This is a genomic window from Bacteroides sp. AF25-38AC (genome assembly GCF_003602995.1).
Taxonomy (GTDB): Bacteria; Bacteroidota; Bacteroidia; order Bacteroidales; family Bacteroidaceae; genus Bacteroides; species Bacteroides uniformis.
Genome location: NZ_QTMD01000019.1, coordinates 1 through 20048 on the forward strand (window position 1 = coordinate 1; position 20048 = coordinate 20048).

General features: G+C 38.9%; 12 protein-coding genes. All 12 read left to right on the top strand.

Translation table 11 applies throughout. From position 1 onward, the window contains the following. Positions 1-306: DDE-type integrase/transposase/recombinase (locus DWY55_RS22360; protein WP_243633662.1), on the top strand; the 306-nt coding region annotated here is incomplete at its 5' end. 50 nt (positions 307-356) lie between these two features. After that, positions 357-791, top strand: a complete 435-nt coding sequence (locus tag DWY55_RS22365; RefSeq protein ID WP_165859449.1) for an integrase core domain-containing protein — start codon at positions 357-359, stop codon at positions 789-791. 371 nt (positions 792-1162) lie between these two features. Further along, entirely contained in the window at positions 1163-5254 is a 4092-nt protein-coding gene (locus DWY55_RS13575; RefSeq protein WP_005829621.1) for a hybrid sensor histidine kinase/response regulator transcription factor, read from the top strand. Positions 5255-5375: 121 nt separating this feature from the next. Continuing rightward, positions 5376-6737: a sulfatase gene (locus tag DWY55_RS13580; RefSeq protein ID WP_005829623.1), complete on the top strand. Its 1362-nt coding sequence runs from the start codon at positions 5376-5378 to the stop codon at positions 6735-6737. Next, positions 6734-8113, top strand: a complete 1380-nt coding sequence (locus tag DWY55_RS13585) for a sulfatase (protein WP_005829625.1) — start codon at positions 6734-6736, stop codon at positions 8111-8113. The genes DWY55_RS13580 and DWY55_RS13585 overlap by 4 nt, the downstream gene beginning before the upstream one ends. A gap of 103 nt (positions 8114-8216) precedes the next feature. Further along, positions 8217-9779 (top strand): arylsulfatase, encoded by a 1563-nt coding sequence (locus tag DWY55_RS13590; protein WP_005829627.1) that lies wholly within the window; start codon positions 8217-8219, stop codon positions 9777-9779. Positions 9780-10233: 454 nt separating this feature from the next. Beyond that, entirely contained in the window at positions 10234-11766 is a 1533-nt protein-coding gene (locus tag DWY55_RS13595; protein WP_005829631.1) for a sulfatase-like hydrolase/transferase, read from the top strand. A 300-nt stretch (positions 11767-12066) separates the two neighbouring features. Next, positions 12067-15192, top strand: a complete 3126-nt coding sequence (locus DWY55_RS13600) for a SusC/RagA family TonB-linked outer membrane protein (protein WP_005829635.1) — start codon at positions 12067-12069, stop codon at positions 15190-15192. Positions 15193-15216: 24 nt separating this feature from the next. Further along, a complete protein-coding gene (locus tag DWY55_RS13605) occupies positions 15217-16836 on the top strand; it encodes a RagB/SusD family nutrient uptake outer membrane protein (protein ID WP_008664258.1) in 1620 nt (539 codons plus the stop codon). Between the two features lie 24 nt (positions 16837-16860). After that, positions 16861-17328 (top strand): SusE domain-containing protein, encoded by a 468-nt coding sequence (locus DWY55_RS13610; protein ID WP_005829639.1) that lies wholly within the window; start codon positions 16861-16863, stop codon positions 17326-17328. Positions 17329-17340: 12 nt separating this feature from the next. Continuing rightward, positions 17341-18561: a glycoside hydrolase family 76 protein gene (locus DWY55_RS13615; RefSeq protein WP_369739246.1), complete on the top strand. Its 1221-nt coding sequence runs from the start codon at positions 17341-17343 to the stop codon at positions 18559-18561. A 14-nt stretch (positions 18562-18575) separates the two neighbouring features. Continuing rightward, positions 18576-20045: a glycoside hydrolase family 125 protein gene (locus tag DWY55_RS13620; RefSeq protein WP_005829643.1), complete on the top strand. Its 1470-nt coding sequence runs from the start codon at positions 18576-18578 to the stop codon at positions 20043-20045. The last annotated feature ends 3 nt before the right edge of the window (positions 20046-20048 follow it).

The window sequence follows — 20048 nt, forward strand, 5'->3', positions numbered from 1 at the left end:
CACCGCTTGATGCTTCCTGCCCGCAAGACCCGGCATACGACGAACTCCAACCATCGCTATCACAAGTGGAAGAACTTAATCAAAGGAGTGACCTTGACTTCAGCCAACCACTTGTGGGTCAGTGACATTACTTATATACCACTTACCAATGGTGAAGTCTGTTATCTGCATCTGATTACGGATGCTTACTCCCATAAGATACAGGGATGGGTGCTTACCGACACCTTATGGGTATCGGCAACCATCAATGCATTGCAACAGGCTATAGAGCAGGCTGTTGAAATGAAAGGAAGTGAAATCTTATAGGCCTGATACATCACTCAGACCGTGGCGTACAATACTGTTGCGACCCATATGTGGCACTTCTTCAGAAACATGGCATTGCCGTCAGTATGACGGAAGACTACAAACCCACCGACAATGCCGTTGCGGAACGTATCAACGGGATTATTAAGGCGGAAAGCAGCCATCCTCGAGGCCGGTTCAACGACATCGGGCATGCAAGAAATGTCATAGCTCGCTACATACATTTCTATAACCATCGCAGACCGCATATGAGTATCGGGTATAAAATACCTGCTGTGGCGCATCTGGAGAAGGGAATACAGAAGAAAATGTGGAAGAAGAAAAAATATCCTTCCACAAGTAGCAATGAAAAGAAGGATGCAATATCTTTGCAAAGCCGGACAAGCAAGTACGGGTTCTGCAAATCCAGCAAGATGACTGTCAACAGAATCAGGACAACTCACTTTGCTGTGTCTACTATATCAGCAGGGCTTGGGAAGAAGTGACTACTGAACCAGTACAACATTCCAAGAACCGTCTACTGATATCGGTTATAAAAAGAAAAAGCGTCTAGCTAAATCAGGAAAAGACAAGCTTGTTTTGACTGGTCTTGTTTGTGTTATTAGCCATGGTATTTTATCACCATATCATTCCTTTATACCTTTAAGAGTTAAATCCTATTTTTTATTAAATAGGTATGGTGTTACAAGAATAAAAATATTATTTTTGCGATAAGATTTTGAGATAAATTAGCCTATAAAAGCTTTATGATTTTTAAAAGGTATAGTTTGTACTCCTTTATGAAGAGTGTTGAGTTAGTGGCGATTGGTGTAGTTCCTTTCGTACAGAAAGTTGTAATGATTTTAATTTTAATTCTATGAGAACAAGATATAATCTGGTTATCCATGTTTCTGTTATCTTTCTGTTATTTCTGTTTAATAATTATTCTTCGGCTTATAATTTGCGGCAGTATTCCAGCAAGAATGGACTTTCCAATAGTGCAGTATTATCTATTTGTCAGGATGGGGATGGTTTTATGTGGTTTGGTTCTTGTGAGGGGGTCAACTTTTTTGATGGGCTGAACTTTCAGTTGTACAACCCCATTGATAAGAAAAAGATATTGTCTGGGAATATAGTAGAGAGTATATTGGAAGCTGAGAATAATATTTTGTGGATTCAGACCAATTATGGTCTTGATCGTTTGGAGAAGTATTCTCAAACGGTACATTCATTCAGGCAGTTTAAGGGGAAAAACTGGGTAGTGAATAGTACGGATAATAGAATCTTTGTCGTTAATAGTGATAATTACATTTATTATTATGTGCCTGAGGAACAGCAATTTCGTGGAATACAAGTAGATAACCTCATAGCAGATGACATCCTCGAGGTTGCTATTGACAAAAGAAATATATTGTGGATATTTATGAAAAGCGGAAACAATCTTAGTTTTTCAATCAATTCTAATCCTGATGGAAGTATCTCTTTAGAACCTAAAAAACTGTTTGATGATGAGGAGAAGGTCATGTGGTGTTTTTATGATGACGATACCTTTTATATTGTGGATAATAAATATGCCCTTTATGAATATGACCCTGCTAGTTGCAATAAGTATTATATCTATGATTTGTCTGATGAAGTAAAACGGTACGGAGAAATTTCAGCTATAATTCAGCATAAAGGTGAATATTTTATTGGTTTTAAATCAAGTGGACTGATTGTTTTGCAGCATATTCCAGAATCTAAAGATAGATATTCTATTCACGATATAAATATCAAATCCGGTATCTTTTGTATAGAAAAAGATAAATTTCAGGATATTATATGGGTGGGTACTGATGGGCAGGGGGTGTATATGTATTACAATGATTCCTATACTCTCAGGACGACGTTGTTGAGAGATTTGCCATACAATCTAAATACGCCGATAAGAACATTTTATATTGATGAATACGGTACTTTTTGGTTTGGAACAAAAGGGAATGGCATTGTGAAAATTGAAAATTATGACGCGGCTGTTAATGAAGGAGAAAAATCAGTGCAGTTTCTTACGAATAATAGCTTGTTAAAAAGTAACTCTGTCTATACAATAGTACCTGGTAAGAAAGATATTTTATGGATAGGCAGTGAAAATGGTCTGAATTATTATTCATATAAAAGTAGTAGTATAAAGAATATAGATATTTTAGGCGGTAACAAACCTTTAAGATATGTATATTCTGTTTGTGAATTTAATGATTCTACTCTTTGGATTGCTACGGTGGGTGAAGGGATTGTAAAGGCTAAGCTTGGCGAAAAAGACGGCAATCCGGTATTGAAGAAAGATACGACCTTTTTGTTTGATAATGGTGTAATTCCTTCCAACTATTTTTTCACCTCTTATAAGGAGAACGATTCGATTATCTGGTTTGGCAATAGAGGATATGGAGCCTATAAAATTAATAATCGTACCAATAAAATAGAAGTTTACAGTTTAAATGAAGGAAGCGAAAGCCAGACATTGAACGATGTGTTTTCTATTTTAAAGAGTGACAAAAGCTATTGGTTTGCTACAAGTTATGGGCTTGCCCGAATTTATTATGATAGAGATAGATATGTATTTGACAAGACAAATGTTTTGCCGAAGAATGTGATACATGGAATGTTGCAGGATGAATACAATAATTTGTGGTTGAGCACTAATCGAGGATTGATAAAGTATAATGTTTCGGAGAATACCTTCCAGACATATTGGAAGCAGAACGATCTTCAGGTAACAGAGTTCAGTGATGGGGCATACTTCAAGCATATACCTTCCGGCACTTTGTTTTTTGGAGGGATAAACGGTTTTGTCACTGTTTCGGTCAATGGATTTCCTAAACTGGATTATAATCCGGAAATTCAATTTAGCAACTTATCTATATTCGGTAAAGAGTATAATATAAATGATTTTGTAAGTATTGAAAATAGTAGGAAAAATATAACTTTGAATTATGAACAAAATTTTTTCTCTTTATCGTTTACTGCTATAGATTATATAAATGGGAATGATTATACTTATTTTTATAAACTTGCAGAACTTAGTGATATTTGGATTGACAATGGAGGCTCCAATTCCGCATCATTCACCAATATTTCTCCGGGCAGATATACTTTGTTGGTGAAGTATAGGAATAATATTACAGGTAAGGAAAGTGCGGTTCAGTCACTTGTGATAAACATATCATACCCGTGGTATCAGACTACTTTGGCATATGTGGTCTATACTTTATTGTTGTTATTGGTTGGTTACTGTATTGTACGGCTGAGTATTAAATGGTATAGAATGAAAAAAGAGAATATCGTAGAAAAGCTGACAAGAAAACAACGCGAAGATGTTTATGAATCAAAATTACGATTCTTTACTAATATAACTCACGAACTGTGTACTCCCTTGACGTTAATATATGGTCCTTGCGAAAAGATTATTTCATACGACAAATCAGATAGCCTCATTATTAAATATGCCAAATTGATTAAGCATAATGCGGAGGAACTGAATAGTCTGATTGCAGAACTAATTGAATTCAGACGTTTGGAGACGGGACATAAAAAAGTAGAGATAAAATCCTGTCCCATATCAGAATTAGCCCGTAATATAGCTGAACCTTTTTCAGAATTGACAAGTAATAAGCTGCTTGATTATAGAATAAATATAGTCGACAATATATATTGGAACTCTGATTCGGGATGCTTGAATAAGATAATTACTAATCTTATATCCAATGCTTTTAAATATGCATCAGTCAAAGGAAAAATAAGTGTAGATGTGTATGTTGAAGACAAAAAGCTGTATATTGTTGTAGCTAATACAGGCAAAGGGATTAAAGAAGATGATCTTTCTAAGATTTTTGATAGATATACCGTACTTGATAATTTTGAAGACCAGAATAAAGCACATGAAACGTCGCGAAATGGATTGGGTTTGGCTATATGCAATAATATGGTGAAATTGTTAGAGGGAGAAATAACCGTAACCAGTGTGCTTAATGATATAACGACTTTTACTGTAATTCTCCCTGAATTGTCAATAGAGCAAGCTACGGAGGGTGATGAGTTTTTTGGTAATGCAAGTGTGACTGTTATAGAGAACGTTTCCCGAAAAATGGAGGAAACCAGTTCTGTTCCTGAGATTGTCATTCCTGAATATGACAAGAATAAGCAGACAATAATGATTATAGATGATGATTCGGCCATGCTATGGTTTGTTACAGAAATATTTATTGATAAATATAATGTAATTCCCATTAATAATTCAACAGAGGTGATGTCTTGTTTGGAGCAGAGTTCACCGGACATAATCATATCGGATATTATGATGCCGGACATTGACGGTATCTCTCTTACTACATTGATAAAGGGAGATAAATTGCGCAAACATATACCAATGATTCTTTTATCTGCCAAGAATACGGTGGAGGATCAGGTAAGGGGTATTGATTCCGGAGCAGAGGTTTATATAACCAAGCCTTTCAGTGTGAGATATTTGGAAAAAGTAGTGGAACGGCTCATCAAGAGAAAAGAAGACTTGAAGCAATATTTCTCTTCGGCTGTGAGCTCATTTGAGATAAATGAGGGTAAGCTGGTGCACGAGGAAGATAAGAAATTCATGGAAAAAGTATATCAGGTAATCGATTCGAATATTACTAATCCGGAGCTTTCTATTGAAACCATTAGCTCTTCTTTAGGATACAGTACGCGTCAGTTTTATCGGAGAATAAAAGAAATAACTCCTAAGAAGCCGAATGATATAATCAGAGAGTATAAGCTGGATATTGTGAAGAAACTATTAATTAATACAAACTTGTCTGTTGAAGAGATTATGGATAGGACCGGCTTTATCAACCGGGGAAACTTCTTCAAAATATTTTCTCAGAAATTTGAAATGACCCCTAAAAAATATAGAGAGCAGATGCGTAAAGACATCACAAAAACAAATTTGGAAAATTCTTAAGAAGCTTTCTGTCTTTCAGACCATATTCGTACATCTTTGTCGCGTTTGAGTACTCTTATTAAGGAAGGGATGCACTAATTTTGCTATCAAATAATCTAATACGGACTTAAAAATTGGATGTATGAATTGGAATATTGTAAAAGGTGCATGTCTTGCACTACTGCCTGTTGCCGGTACCTTAAAAGCACAGGAGAAACCGAACATTGTAGTAATCTTGGCAGATGATCTTGCTTCGAATGAGATTAGTTGCTATGGAGGGAAGAACCTCAAGACTCCGAATATTGATCGGATAGCTGAAGAAGGAATCAGATTCACTAATAACTTTGCCTCTTGTGCAATGAGTGTGCCTATTCGGGCTTCCTTATATACCGGACTCTATCCTGCTCGGCACGGCTCTTATCAAAATCATAAAATATCCTATTCTGATATAAAGAGCGTCACGTATTATCTGCCCCAGGCGGGTTATCGGGTAGGGCGTGCAGGAAAAACGCATACTGTTCCTAAAAGTGTTTTCAATTTTGAGAAGGTTCCGGGGTTTGAGGAGAACTGTATTGCTGTGACTGCTGACTATACAGTGGATGGCATTCGTGACTTTATGCGACAGGACAGTCCGTTTTGCTTATTTGTTTGCAGTACGCTTTCCCACGCTCCGTGGACATGCGGAAATAAGGATGAATTTGATGCAGATAAGGTTATACTGCCTCCTAACTGCGTTGATAATAAAGGAACGCGTGAACTTTTCAGACGTCTTTTGGCTGAAATCCGGGCTTTGGATAATCAGGTTGGTGATGTATTGAAAACTATTGAAGAGGTTGGCAAACTGGATAATACTTTAGTTGTATTTCTTGGAGAACAAGGTCCACAGTTGCCGGGAGGAAAATGGACTTGCTGGAACTACGGTCAAAGCAGTGCATTGGTGGCTCGCTATCCTGCAAAAATAAAGGCCAAATCGACCAGTGATGCTATCGTTCAGTATGAAGATATTCTACCTACTTTAATGGAATTTGTCGGTGGAGATGAAATAGAGGGCATTGATGGGAAAAGTTTCCTGAAGGCATTGTTCGGCAAAGAGAAAGAACACCGTCGCTTTGCTTACGGTATACATAATAATATCCCGGAAGGGACAGCCTATCCGATACGTAGCATCAGGGACAAGAGATATAAACTGATATTGAACTTGACTCCTGAAGTAGAGTATTTTGAAAAACATCTGATGAATCTTAAGAATGAAAGAAGCGTTTGGGCAAGCTGGATTGAGAGTACAAAAACAGATAAACGGGCAAGATATTTTGTTGACAGATATGTAAAACGTCCTGCAATAGAGTTTTATGATATGCAGAAAGATCCTTGGGAGTTGAATAATTTGGCAGAAGAAAAGAAGTATGCGAAACGTATTGCTATGATGAAAGGGGAACTTGAGGCGTGGATGCGGCAGCAGGGTGATACGGGAGCTCAAATGGACGTGAAAATAAAGAAGCAATGATGAAAAAGGAAAAAATGTGTTTACTGGGACTATTGCCTGCCCTGACAGTCCCTATGACATTGCCTTGTCTGGCAGGGAATAACGCTGAGTTGCCTCCTAATATTATAGTTGTGCTTACGGATGATATGGGTTATGGTGATATTGGTATATATGGTGGTAAATTTATACCTACTCCCAATATTGACCGTATGGCAGAAGAAGGTTCACGGTTCAATCAATATTATAGTGCATCTCCTATCAGTTCTCCTTCGCGTTGTGGCCTACTGACCGGGATGTACCCGGGCAAGTGGCATATAACCACTTATTTACAAGGAAAGGCTGGAAACAAAGCTGCGGAAATGGCCGACTATTTGGACCCTTCGGCTCCCACCTTGCCCAAAGTGATGAAGAATGCCGGATATAAAACCGGTCATTTCGGGAAATGGCATTTGGGAGGGGGACGGGATGTCCGGAATGCTCCCCCTTTTGTCGCTTATGGATATGACGAATATTGCAGCACCTATGAAAGCCCTCAACCGGATTCGTTACTTACGGCAACGGATTGGATTTGGTCTCCGCAGGATAGTGTAAAGCGATGGAATAGAACAGCCTATTTCGTTGATAAAACGCTGGCTTTTTTAGAACGTCACAGAGGAGAAGCTTGTTTTGTGAACTTATGGCCGGATGACATGCATACTCCGTGGGTTGGAAACTTTGAGCAACAGCAGGTCTTTCCGGACGGGCAGGAATCGGAAAAGAACTTTCGGGTGGTGCTTGCCGAATATGATAGGCAAATAGGACGTTTGCTGCGTGAAATTAAAAATATGAATCTTGAAAACAATACCATTGTCATTTTTACCAGTGACAACGGGCCTGCACCCAGTTTCAAGGGAAGCCGGGCCGGTAATATGAGAGGATGTAAAGCTTCATTGTTCGAGGGAGGTATACATATGCCCTTTATAATATGGGATACAAAAGGCGAAATTCCTTCGGGGAAAACGGACGATACTACGGTGGTCAGCGCTCTGGATTTGTACAAGAGTTTGAGTTCACTTGCTGGAATCAAATTGCCTGCTGATTGTAAAAGTGATGGCATGGACATGAGTGCGGCTTTGAAAGGGGTTCCGCAGGAAAGGAGAGAACCTCTCTTTTGGGAATATAGAAGAAATGAAAGCAAAGCATTCCCCCGGCCTGCAGACAAAGATGTCAGTCCGGCTATTGCGGTGCGGTATGGCAAGTGGAAACTGTTGGTTGATAAAGACAGTACAAATGTCTTATTGTATGATTTGGAGGATAATTTGAGGGAAAACGTTGATTTAAGCAAGAAACATCCTCAGGTGGCAAGTCGGTTGAGTAAATTGGCTCTTGAGTGGTGGAATTCTTTACCGGAATTTTGACCTTATATAATAGTATGTAATACTAATTGAAATACAAAAAATGAGAAAGAGTTATTTCTTGTGCGGAACATCCGCCTTGTCGATGTTGTCTGCTATGCCGTGTATGGCAGACGAAACAATACGAACCAGCAAAGAAACTGATGAAAGACCTAATATTGTACTTATTATGGCAGATGACATGGGATATTCGGATGTTGGGTGTTATGGCGGTGAGATTCCGACTCCCAATATTGACCGGTTGGCACAAAAGGGAGTACGATATACGCAGTTTTATAATTCTGGACGTTCTTGTCCTACCCGTGCCAGCTTGCTGACCGGACTTTATCCGCAGCAGGCCGGCATCGGAGCTATGTCTGAAGATCCCGGCATCAAGAAAGGAGAAAAACATCCGGAAAATAGAGGAGTCCATGGTTATATGGGTTTTCTCAACCGTAATTGTGTGACAATTGCTGAGGTGCTGAAAGAGGCTGGCTATCATACATACATGACAGGCAAATGGCATGTTGGGATGCATGGCAAGGAAAAGTGGCCGTTGCAGAGGGGATTTGAGCATTTTTATGGAATACTGGCCGGTGCTTCCAGCTATTTGAAACCTCAGGGCGGACGGGGCTTGACTCTGGATAATACGAATTTGCCTGCTCCTCAATCCCCCTATTATACAACGGATGCTTTTACTGATTATGCCATTCGGTTTATAGATGAACAGACGGATGATAATCCGTTCTTTCTTTACTTGGCGTACAATGCTCCCCATTGGCCGCTACATGCCAAAGACAAGGATTTGGAAAAGTTTGCAGGCAAATATGACAAGGGATGGGAAGCCGTTCGTGAAGAGCGTTACCGGAAAATGGTTGAATTGGGTATAGTCAATCCTGATTGGAAATTGGCCGAATGGGAATCTCGTGCCTGGAATGAGCTTACGGAAGCAGAACGTGATAGTTCGTCCTTGCGGATGTCTGTTTATGCCGCCCAAGTTTACTGCATGGATTATAACATTGGAAAGTTGATTGATTATCTGGAAGAAGAAGGTAAGCTTGACAATACTCTTATACTTTTTCTCTCGGATAATGGGGCATGTGCAGAACCTTATTCGGAAAAAGGTTTCGGAAGCACAAGTGAGATTAATAAGCTTGACAGCTGGGTTCATCCTTCTTATGGACTGCCTTGGGCACAGGTTAGCAATACACCGTACCGGAAATATAAAGTACGGGCCTATGAAGGAGGCATTGCTACCCCATTGATTATTTCCTGGCCGGAAGTGCTTGGAAAGTATAGCAACCAGATAAGAAGAAACGTAGGTTTTGTTCCTGATATCATGGCTACATTTGTAGAGGTTGCCAGAGCAGAATATCCGACAACTTATCATGACGGAAATTCGATTATTCCTATGGCAGGAACTAGCTTGATGTCAACGGTTCATAATCCTGATAAACAAATACATGAATATATCTTCGGTGAACACTTCAATAATTGTTTTGTACGGTGGAAAAATTGGAAAGCTGTAAAGGATGAAAAAATGAAGGAGTGGGAACTGTATGATATTGAAAAAGACAGAACTGAGTGGAATAATGTAGCTGCTGAGTATCCGGATGTGCTGAAGAAGATGGTCCGGAAATGGGAGGAGTGGGCGAACGAATGCTACATCTTCCCTAAAAGGCTGAACTAAACCATCGTTTCCAACAAAGTTTAGTTGTTCTATCCCCATTTGCTTGCACTTTTTTGATAGTTTGATAATAATCAATCTGTTATGTGTGTAAGCAGGATTTTTTACTTCCATATTATTTCTACTAATTCAGTGAGTATAAGTGTATTACAGGTGGAGGTAACTGTGGAAGTAATAGTGTAAGCAGATTTATCTTCCACTTCTTTTATATAACTGTTCCGTTGTATGGTAAAAGTATAATGTATTAGTTCATAGTATTGAACACTTTGTTTCATACCTATAGAACAAAGTGTTTTCTATAAGGAAACAAGTTGTTCCTAATAGTGAAACGAACTGTTTCAAGGTATGGAACACTTTGTTTCATCAAGACAAACAGACCATTTGACGGTTACAACGGGTTTCCGGTTATAGATTGGGGGCTGTCATTAGTAGATTTAGTCATTAAATAAAAAACATTATGAATTTGAAAGTGAAAAACAAAACCTTGTTTTTATGCCTTCCGGCATTATTGAACATGCCTTTTTTCGGACTCTCTGCATTCGGAGCGAATACGGAGAAAGGTAATGATAAGGGGAACGGGCCGAAGCGTCCTAATATTCTTGTCCTGCTGACGGACGACCAGACTTTCAGCACTATCCATGCTTGGGGTAACGGTACAATCCAGACCCCGAATATGGACCGGCTTGTCAGCCGTGGTATATCATTCACCCAAACTCACGTAATGGGAGGTTTCAATGGTGCTATTTCGCAGCCCAGCCGTGCAATGCTTCTTACCGGGCGTGGTTTGATGGATATACATCGCAATGGCGGCGTTATTCCGGAAAATGAAAGAACTTTTCCGGAACTATTCCGTGAGAATGGCTACACGACTTTTGCAACTGGTAAATGGCACAGTGACAATGCCTCGTTTACCCGTTCGTTTTCTACAGGTGCAAACCTTTTTTTCGGTGGAATGCATCCTTACGGGAAATACAATGAACTGGGACATCGGTGCCCTTACCTGCATCAGTACGATCCGGCAGGGAAGTACAATAATACCAACGGTAAATGGGTGGATGCGTCACTCAATACCTTTTCGTCCGAATTATATGCCGATGCTGCTATCAGATTTCTTGAAGCTAAGGCGTCGGACGACACTCCTTTTTTGATGTATGTTGCATTTACTTCGCCTCATGATCCGCGCAATGTGTTGCCTCACTACGGACATAAATACGCTAGTACTGAGGTTCCGATGCCCGAGAATTTTGTTGCACAACACCCATTTGACAACGGTGACCTTAATGAACGCGATGAAAAGTTGCTTTCCACTCCTCGCATTTCGGCTCAGGTACTTACTGAAAGGGCTAATTATTATGGCATGGTGAGCGAAGTGGATTTTCAGATAGGACGTATCCTTGATGTACTTGAAAGCAGTGGCAAGGTTGATAATACCATCATTGTTTTTACGTCGGACAACGGTCTTTGTGTCGGGGAACATGGGCTGCTGGGCAAGCAGAACTTGTATGAAGCAGCAGTGAGAGTACCTTTGGTAATATGCGGTCCCGGCATTCCACAGAATGCGATGTGTGATGCTTATTGTTATCTTTATGATATTTATCCCACTCTTTGTGAGCTTGCGGATATAGAAGTGCCGCCTACTGTTAAAGGCCTTTCATTGGCACAAACCATACAGAACCCCATGGTAAAAAAACGCGAGGACATACTATTGGCATACATCAACCTCCAGCGTGCCATTAAAAAGGATAACTTTAAACTTATACTCTACAATGTTGGAGGGCAACGTCATCCTCAGCTTTTCGACCTTGAGGCCGACCCGATGGAGATGAACAACCTTTATGATGATCCTAACTACAGCAAAAAGCGCGACGAACTTACCGCATTGCTTTATGCCCGGATGAAAGCTGTCGGTGACTTTTGTGATCCAGCAAAACCGGATTGGGGATATCCAGTAAAACTGAAATGGAATCAGGTTATTCAAGTTAATCCGTGAAGCCAGTGCTTGGGAGAAGTTATAAAAATGCCTTAACACGCTCTTTTATAGATGGGGAGTACGGTATTGGTACAGAAAAGTACGAATTCCTACTTTTCCCTATAGTGATGCTTTTATGGCTGGAATCCGTACTCAGGATGTACTTATTCAGTCTATATTTGCACCATCAAATCATGATGAGAAACACATATCGCGAATATGAGTAGTTAATTAAATCTTAAGTATTATGAAAGTAATAACCGGTTCTTTTAGTTTCTGAATTTTAGAATTAATAAGTTTAATCATTAAATCAAGACTTGTATGATTTTTGAAAAGTATAAACCACTGATTTTAGGTTTATGGGCTTTGTTTTCCTTCTCTGTATATAGTGGAAATATATATGCCAAACAAACCGAAAATACTACTGTTCCTCAGCCGGTACAAAATGCAACGGTAAAAGGTGTGGTAAAAGATGCGACAGGAGAACCTCTGATTGGGGTGAGTGTAGTTGTCAAAGGAACCACCAATGGTGCCGTAACAGATGTAAATGGTAATTTCTCGATTGCATGTAGTGCAAATGATATTTTGGTATTTTCATATATTGGTTATGATAAAATAGAGGTGAAGGCAGGAAATGCTTCTTTCCATACAATTACTATGAAAGAAGATAGTGAATTGCTGGATGAAGTAATTGTCATTGGTTACGGTACGACTACCCGTAAACATGTAATTGGCGCAGTAGACCAGATTCGTGATGATGTGATAAAGGATCGTCCTGTAGCCAATATAACTCAAGCATTACAAGGTGCGACGCCAAGTCTATCTATACAACAACGCAACATGAATCCTAATAATAATAATATTAATATTAATATCCGTGGAGTCAGTTCTATGAATAACAATGATCCCTTGGTTGTGATTGATGGCATGGCAGCAAATGATATTAATGCAATGAATCTGCTTAATCCGAATGATATAGAGTCCGTTTCTGTTTTGAAGGATGCGGGTACGGCGGCCATCTATGGCTCTCGTTCGGCAAATGGAGTTATCTTAATTACAACTAAGCAGGGACGAACTGATATGAAACCGGTTGTTACGTTTACTGCATCTGTAGGAAATCAAAATCCTGATATATTATTAAAACCTGTATCAGGATATCAGAATGCATTGTTACGGAATGATTCATATGTGAATGCTGGGAAAGATCCTATTTATACTCCAGAACAGATTCATGAGTTTGCAAAAGGAGATAGTGAATGGGGATATAAAGCCATTATGAAGAATGCATTGCAGCAGAACTATAATATTAATGTGCAAGGTGGCTCGAAAGTGACAACATATAATGTGTCTTTTGGCTACTATGATCAGGAAAGCAACTTTAAAGGACAAGATTTTGGTATCAAGAAATATAATTTCCGAAGTAATCTGACTTCTGAAATCCAGCGTTTAAAGTTAAAGGTTCTTCTTGCTTATGATAGAAATGAGGGACGCTCGGATAGAGGAGATATGCAGTTGGCAGACGTTATGCGTGTTCCAACCTATAATACTTATTCACTGTATCCAGATGAGGATGGCAAGTATTATAATAATGAAATAACGACCGGTGGTAATTATTTGGCTAGATTGAGGCATGGTGGACTGACAACTAATGACAAAGACCATTTTCAGGGAATTGTTTCTGGTGATCTGAAAATCTGGCAAGGACTGAAATTGAGAGGTGTTGTTGGTTATGATATTATTTCAGAGCATCGATTGATTAAGAGAAGATATTACCCGGTATATAAATATTTAAATAAAGATCAGATTGCTAATGCTGGACAAAGTAAAAATTATAGTATTCAGGATTATAACAATAAAGCAACAATGCTGAACTTGCAATTTTTCCTTGATTACAATCATACTTATAATGATGTGCATCAAGTGACGGGTTTATTTGGATTTACATCTGAATCTTTCCGTAGTGAAAAAAATGAAATCAGACGTAATTTTGTCGATCCAGACCTTTATCAGGATACAGATGATACAGTTTATGAAACTTCAAGTTACAATACTCCGAATGGTTTCCGTGAACGTGCTTTGCATTCATGGCTGGGAAGATTAGGATATTCCTATAAAGATAAGTATTATGCAGAAGTGAATGCTCGCTATGATGGTTCTTCCCGTTTTGCAAAAGATAATCGTTGGGGCTTTTTTCCATCAATGTCCTTAGGATGGAGAATATCTGAAGAGAACTTTTTGTCATTTTGGAAGGACAAAGTAGGAGATATGAAAATCCGTGGTTCGTATGGTTTGTTAGGTTCACAAACTGTTGATGATTATCAGTACTTGACTACCTATAAAGTAAATTCAGATCAGTATGGTTTTAACAATTCTTCTGTAACAGGTACAGGATTTACATTTGGAAATTCTGAATTGTCTTGGGAGAAAACCAAAACCTTTAATATTGGTTTTGATGCTTCTTTTTTGAAAAATGCATTGAATGTTACTTTTGATGTATTCCAAAAGAATACTTCAGATATTTTATTGACACCATTAAGTCCCGGCACATTAGGAGGGGCTGTCCCAAAAGCTAATATTGGTAAGGTGCGCAATAATGGTTGGGAACTTACTGTTAACTATAGATTCAAGCATAAAGATTTTTCTCATTTGTTCGGCTTCAATATCGGAGATTCCCGTAACAAGGTACTGGAATATGGGGATGAGTCTGTAAAGCTGACTGATGGTGTTGAACGAATCATTAGAGAGGGGGAAGCCATTAATAGTTATTATGGATTCCGGACTGATGGACTGTTCCAGACTGAAGAGGAAATCCAGAATTCTCCGAAATTCGAGGGAGTAAAATTGCAACCGGGAGATGTGAAATACGTTGATATAGATAAGAATGGAGTAATAAATGATGATGACCGGGTTGTACTTGGAAATGCTTTCCCGCGTTATGTCTTTGGGTTTAATTATAATTTCAGTTGGAAAGGTCTTGACTTCAGTATGTTGTGGCAAGGAGTTGGAAAACGTGATATGGCCCTCCGGGGAGAAATGATTGAGGCTTTCCATGGAAGTTATTCATATGTGATATATGAGCACCAACTGGACTATTGGACTCCGGACAATAGGGATGCCAGATATCCTCGGTTGATAAACGTGGCTTCGTCATCTTATCAGCACAACTATAAACATTCATCGGATAGAAACTTATATAATGCTGCTTATCTTCGTTTGAAAGATATACAGATTGGTTATACAATACCTGCTTCCTATACGAAAAAAATAGGAATGAAAAAGGTTAGAGTGTTTTTGAATGGTCAGAATTTATTGACATTTACTAAGAACAAGTTCATTGATCCGGAATCAACTGAATTTGGTAACAGTATGGATACTAGCAGTGCCAATAGTGGACGAAATTATCCGACCTTGAAATATTTTGGTGGTGGAATTGAAATTCAATTTTGAAAATGATTAAATGTAATATAAATTATGAAAGCAATATTATTTAGATATTCATCCTGGTGTCTATCCTTATTTTGCATGCTGTCAATGTTGAGCTGCGTCGAACTGGATGTGATTCCTACTGACAAATATACGGATGAGACTTATTGGACTTCTGAAGCAAATGCATCGGCTTTGCTGAATATGGCTTACAAGCAAATGAATTCGGCAGATTGGCTCTTTCGCGATGAAAGATTGAGTGACAATCTCTATAATGGTTATGGAGGTGATGCTGTGAAGACTATTGGCAATGGACAAGCAACGTCATCTACTGCTCTTTTTGATGATGTGTGGAAAAGTATATATAGCGGCATTAAAACGGCGCATACTCTTTTGGAGAATATAGACCGTGTGCCTATGGACGAAGGTCGTAAAAACCGGATGAAAGCGGAAGCACGATTTGTCAGGGCATTCTTATTCTTTCAAGCAACAAACTGGTACGGAGATGTTCCTTTCTTTACGGAGGATATCGATGAGGCAACTGCAAAGACTATTTCTCCTACAACTCAGTCTGAAATTGTAGCTTGGATACATAAAGAATTGGAGGAAATAGCGGAGATACTTCCTACAAAGGAAGAGTATGACGTTACAGATAGAGGCCGAATTACTGCTGGTGCGGCGATGGCAATGAATGCAAGAATTGCATTGAACTTCAATGAATGGGAAAAGGTTGTGCAATATACAGAAAAGCTTATTAATACAGATAATTACGGTAAGTATGAACTTTTCCCTGATTACCAGAAACTCTTTTTCAAGGAAAATGAATACAACTCAGAAATCATTCTGGATATTCAGTATGTTCCCGAAAAACGAACTTGGGGTAATATTTCTACTTATGTTCCTTTTAGTCTACCGCTGGTACAGTACGTATTGGCAAGCCCGACTCAAAGCTTGGTAGATACTTATTTAATGAAGGATGGCAGTAAATGGGATGAAAGTAAGGGGGATTATGTTGACCGTGACCCACGTTTTGATATGACTATTGTGCATCATGGCAGTGTCATTGAGGATAAAGAAGGCAATGCGATTACTGTAAATGTGGATCCGAATGATCCTAAAAATAATACGTTGGATAAGATCGGACGCGAAAACGGAGGACATACCGGATACTTTTATCGCAAATATTATGATACAAATCAAGAGGCATGGACTACTGGTACCTCATGGCAGTGTAATATCAATCTCATAACATTGCGTTTTGCCGATGTCCTATTGATGTATGCAGAGGCTAAAAATGAACTTGGTGAAATGAATTCAGATATCTGGGACAAGACTATCAAGCGGCTTCGTCAGAGGGCAGGATTTGATAATACTTCGGCGGCAATGGATTATCCTGCTAATGGAGATTTACGCCAGATTATTAGGGATGAACGTCGTGTTGAACTTGCTTTGGAAGGAACCCGCATCTATGATATCCGTCGTTGGAAGATTGCTGAAACTGTGTTGAATGAACCGGTTAGGGGTGCAAAATTTAAATTGAATGAAGGTAAATTGGAGTATTTTACTTATCGTGATAGAAGCTTTAATAAGGATCGTGATTATCTATGGGCTATTCCGAGACAGCAATTGGTGATTAATCCTAATTTGGGGCAAAACCCTGGTTATTGATTTTATTAATTAAATTTTGAAAAGATGAGAAATAGTTTATTGTTTATCCTTATAGCATCGCTTTGGGGAATAATGATGATTTTTGTGGGGTGCGATGATACCAAAGAATTTGAAGATTTGAATGTTACGGCAGTAGAAGCTCTTATAGTACCGATAGATAATAGCCGTATTGATCTGCAATCATCGGGTAATGTCTTGTTTGAATGGGAAGAGGCTGAGGCGCAAGATGGTTATAGCCTTGTGTATTATGATGTGTTGTTTGACAAAGCGGAAGGGAATTTCTCTTCTCCGGTCCATATTCAAGCTTCTGACAACAAGAGTTTGAGTACTGGAGCTACAATTACACCAACTGTGTTGAATAGCATTGCAGAAAAAGCGGGTGCCGCTGCCGGGCAAGAGGTTACGCTAAAGTGGACTGTACGTTCTAATAGAGGAGTTAAAACTGCTTTGGCTACACAGAGCCGTACTATAACTATCATAAGAAAACCATAGTTAATGATTGTGATGCGAACGAACTTCTTCTTGAGACTGTTTTTGGTTTTTAATTTTATCATTGGCGTCAGTTTGGCTGGTTGTAATGTGGAGAATAATGAAAAAAACAGTGGAATGGAGAAAAATGTCTGTTTAGAGAGAGCCCGGATACTTCTGGACTCCCTCTATCAGAACTATTCTATTCCGAATTCGTGCTTGCTGCGGGAAACATTTCCTTTTGACAAAGCTTCTGAAAAGATTTTGTTTGATAAACGGAACAGCATTCCCAAAGACTATTCTTATTTATGGCCTTATTCGGGTACCTTCTCAGCTGTGAATGCTTTATACGAGGCTACACGGGATAAAAAACTTTATAGATTGTTGAAGGAAAAAGTATTGTCCGGTTTAGAAGAATATTATGATATAAAAAGAGAACCACATGCCTATGCGTCGTATGTGACGTTTGTTCATCAATCGGATCGTTATTATGATGATAATATATGGATAGGCATTGAGTTTACAAATCTGTATATGTTAACAAGGGATAAGGAGTACTTGGGCAAAGCCAAGATGATTTGGAGTTTTATTCTTAGTGGCATGGATGATACATTTGATGGAGGCATCTATTGGTGTGAACAAAAGAAGTTTTCAAAGAATACTTGTACCAATGCTCCTGCTTCGGTGCTTGCATTCAAACTTTTTGAAGCAACTCAAGACAGTACTTATTTTTATCAGGGAAAGGAAATGTATAGTTGGACAAAGGAACATCTTCAAGACAAGACTGATTATTTGTATTTTGATCGGATAAATATTGACGGAAGTGTTGGACCGGCAAAGCATGCTTATAATAGCGGACAAATGATGCAGTCTGCGGCGATTCAATATAAGTTGACAAAAGATACGGTATATCTTATCGATGCCCAGAAAATAGCAAAGTCATGTTATGATTATTTTTTTAGAGACTATGTAACGGCAAGTGGAAAGCAGATCCGTTTATTGAAAAAGGGAGATGTATGGTTTTCTGCCGTTATGTTACGAGGTTTTGCAGAGTTATATAGTTTGGATAAAAATGATATGTATGTGACGGAATTTGCTAAAAGTCTGGATTATGCATGGCTTCATGCAAGAGATGAATATGGCTTGTTTGGTGTGGATTATAGTGGAGAATGTTGCGACCCGAAAAAATGGTTGTTGACGCAGGCTGCTATGGTAGAAATGTATGCACGCCTTGCAATCTTAAATTGTAATCTATAAATTATAAAGAAAAAATGAAAAATAGAAGTATTAGTTTTTATATATTGGCCATGGTATTGGCTACTGGAAGCAATGCTCAGGCTTCAGATTATGTATTGTCCAAAGATAATACACATGTAGCTACTACAGCTCTAAAATATAAGACCAAACGCCCTTTACTTCAAGATAGACTATTTGTTTCTCAAGCTGTAGAGGCCGAAATACGCAGAATTAAAAGTGAGTTGACTAATCCTAAACTGGCGTGGATGTTTGAAAATTGTTTCCCGAATACGTTAGATACTACAGTGCGTTATAGGAAAACAGATGGTAAGGATGATACGGTTGTCTATACTGGAGATATACATGCTATGTGGCTTCGTGATTCGGGTGCGCAAGTATGGCCTTATGTACAGCTGGCTAATCAAGATCCAGAGTTGAAGGCGATGCTTGCAGGGGTTATTCGGCGGCAGTTCAAGTGCATTAATATAGATCCCTATGCGAATGCATTTTTGGACCCTTATGACCCCAATCCGGATCATCAGTGGATGCGGGATATGACTGACATGAAAGAGGGGTTGCACGAAAGGAAATGGGAAATAGATTCTCTTTGTTATCCTCTACGATTGGCTTATCATTATTGGAAAACGACTGGTGATATAAGTATATTTGATGAAGAATGGCTACAAGCTATTGAAAATATTCTGAAAACTTTTAAGGAGCAACAACGTAAAAATGGAGTAGGTCCTTATAGATTTCAGCGTAGAACAGAACGGCAATTGGATACAATGAACAATAATGGATTGGGTAATCCAGTGAATCCAGTTGGCTTGATTGTATCTTGTTTCAGACCTTCAGATGATGCGACAACTTATCAATTCTTGATTCCATCTAATTTCTTTGCAGTAACATCTTTGCGTAAGGCTGCTGAGATTTTGGTAACAGTGAATAAGGAAACGGCTATGTCTGAGGAGTGTGTGCATTTGGCACAGGAAGTGGAGGATGCTCTTAGGAGATATGCGGTCTGCAATCATCCCCAGTATGGACAGATATATGCATTTGAAGTCGATGGTTTTGGAAATCAATATTTGATGGATGACTCTAATGCTCCGAGTCTTTTGTCAATGGCATATTTGGGAGATGTGGATGTCAATGATCCTATATATCAGAATACACGGAAGTTTGTGTGGAGTAAGGATAATCCTTATTTCTTCAAGGGAACGGCTGGTGAAGGAATAGGTGGTCCCCATATTGGCTATGATATGATATGGCCCATGAGTATTATGATGAAAGCATTTACGAGCCAGGATGATAAGGAAATTGTATGGTGTGTTAAGACGCTTATGAATACAGATGCAGATACAGGTTTCATACACGAATCTTTTCATAAGGATAATCCTGCTAATTTTACTCGTGCATGGTTTGCATGGCAAAATACACTGTTTGGTGAGTTAATATTGAAACTGGTGAATGAAGGTAAGACTGATTTACTGAACAGTATTCAATAAGGG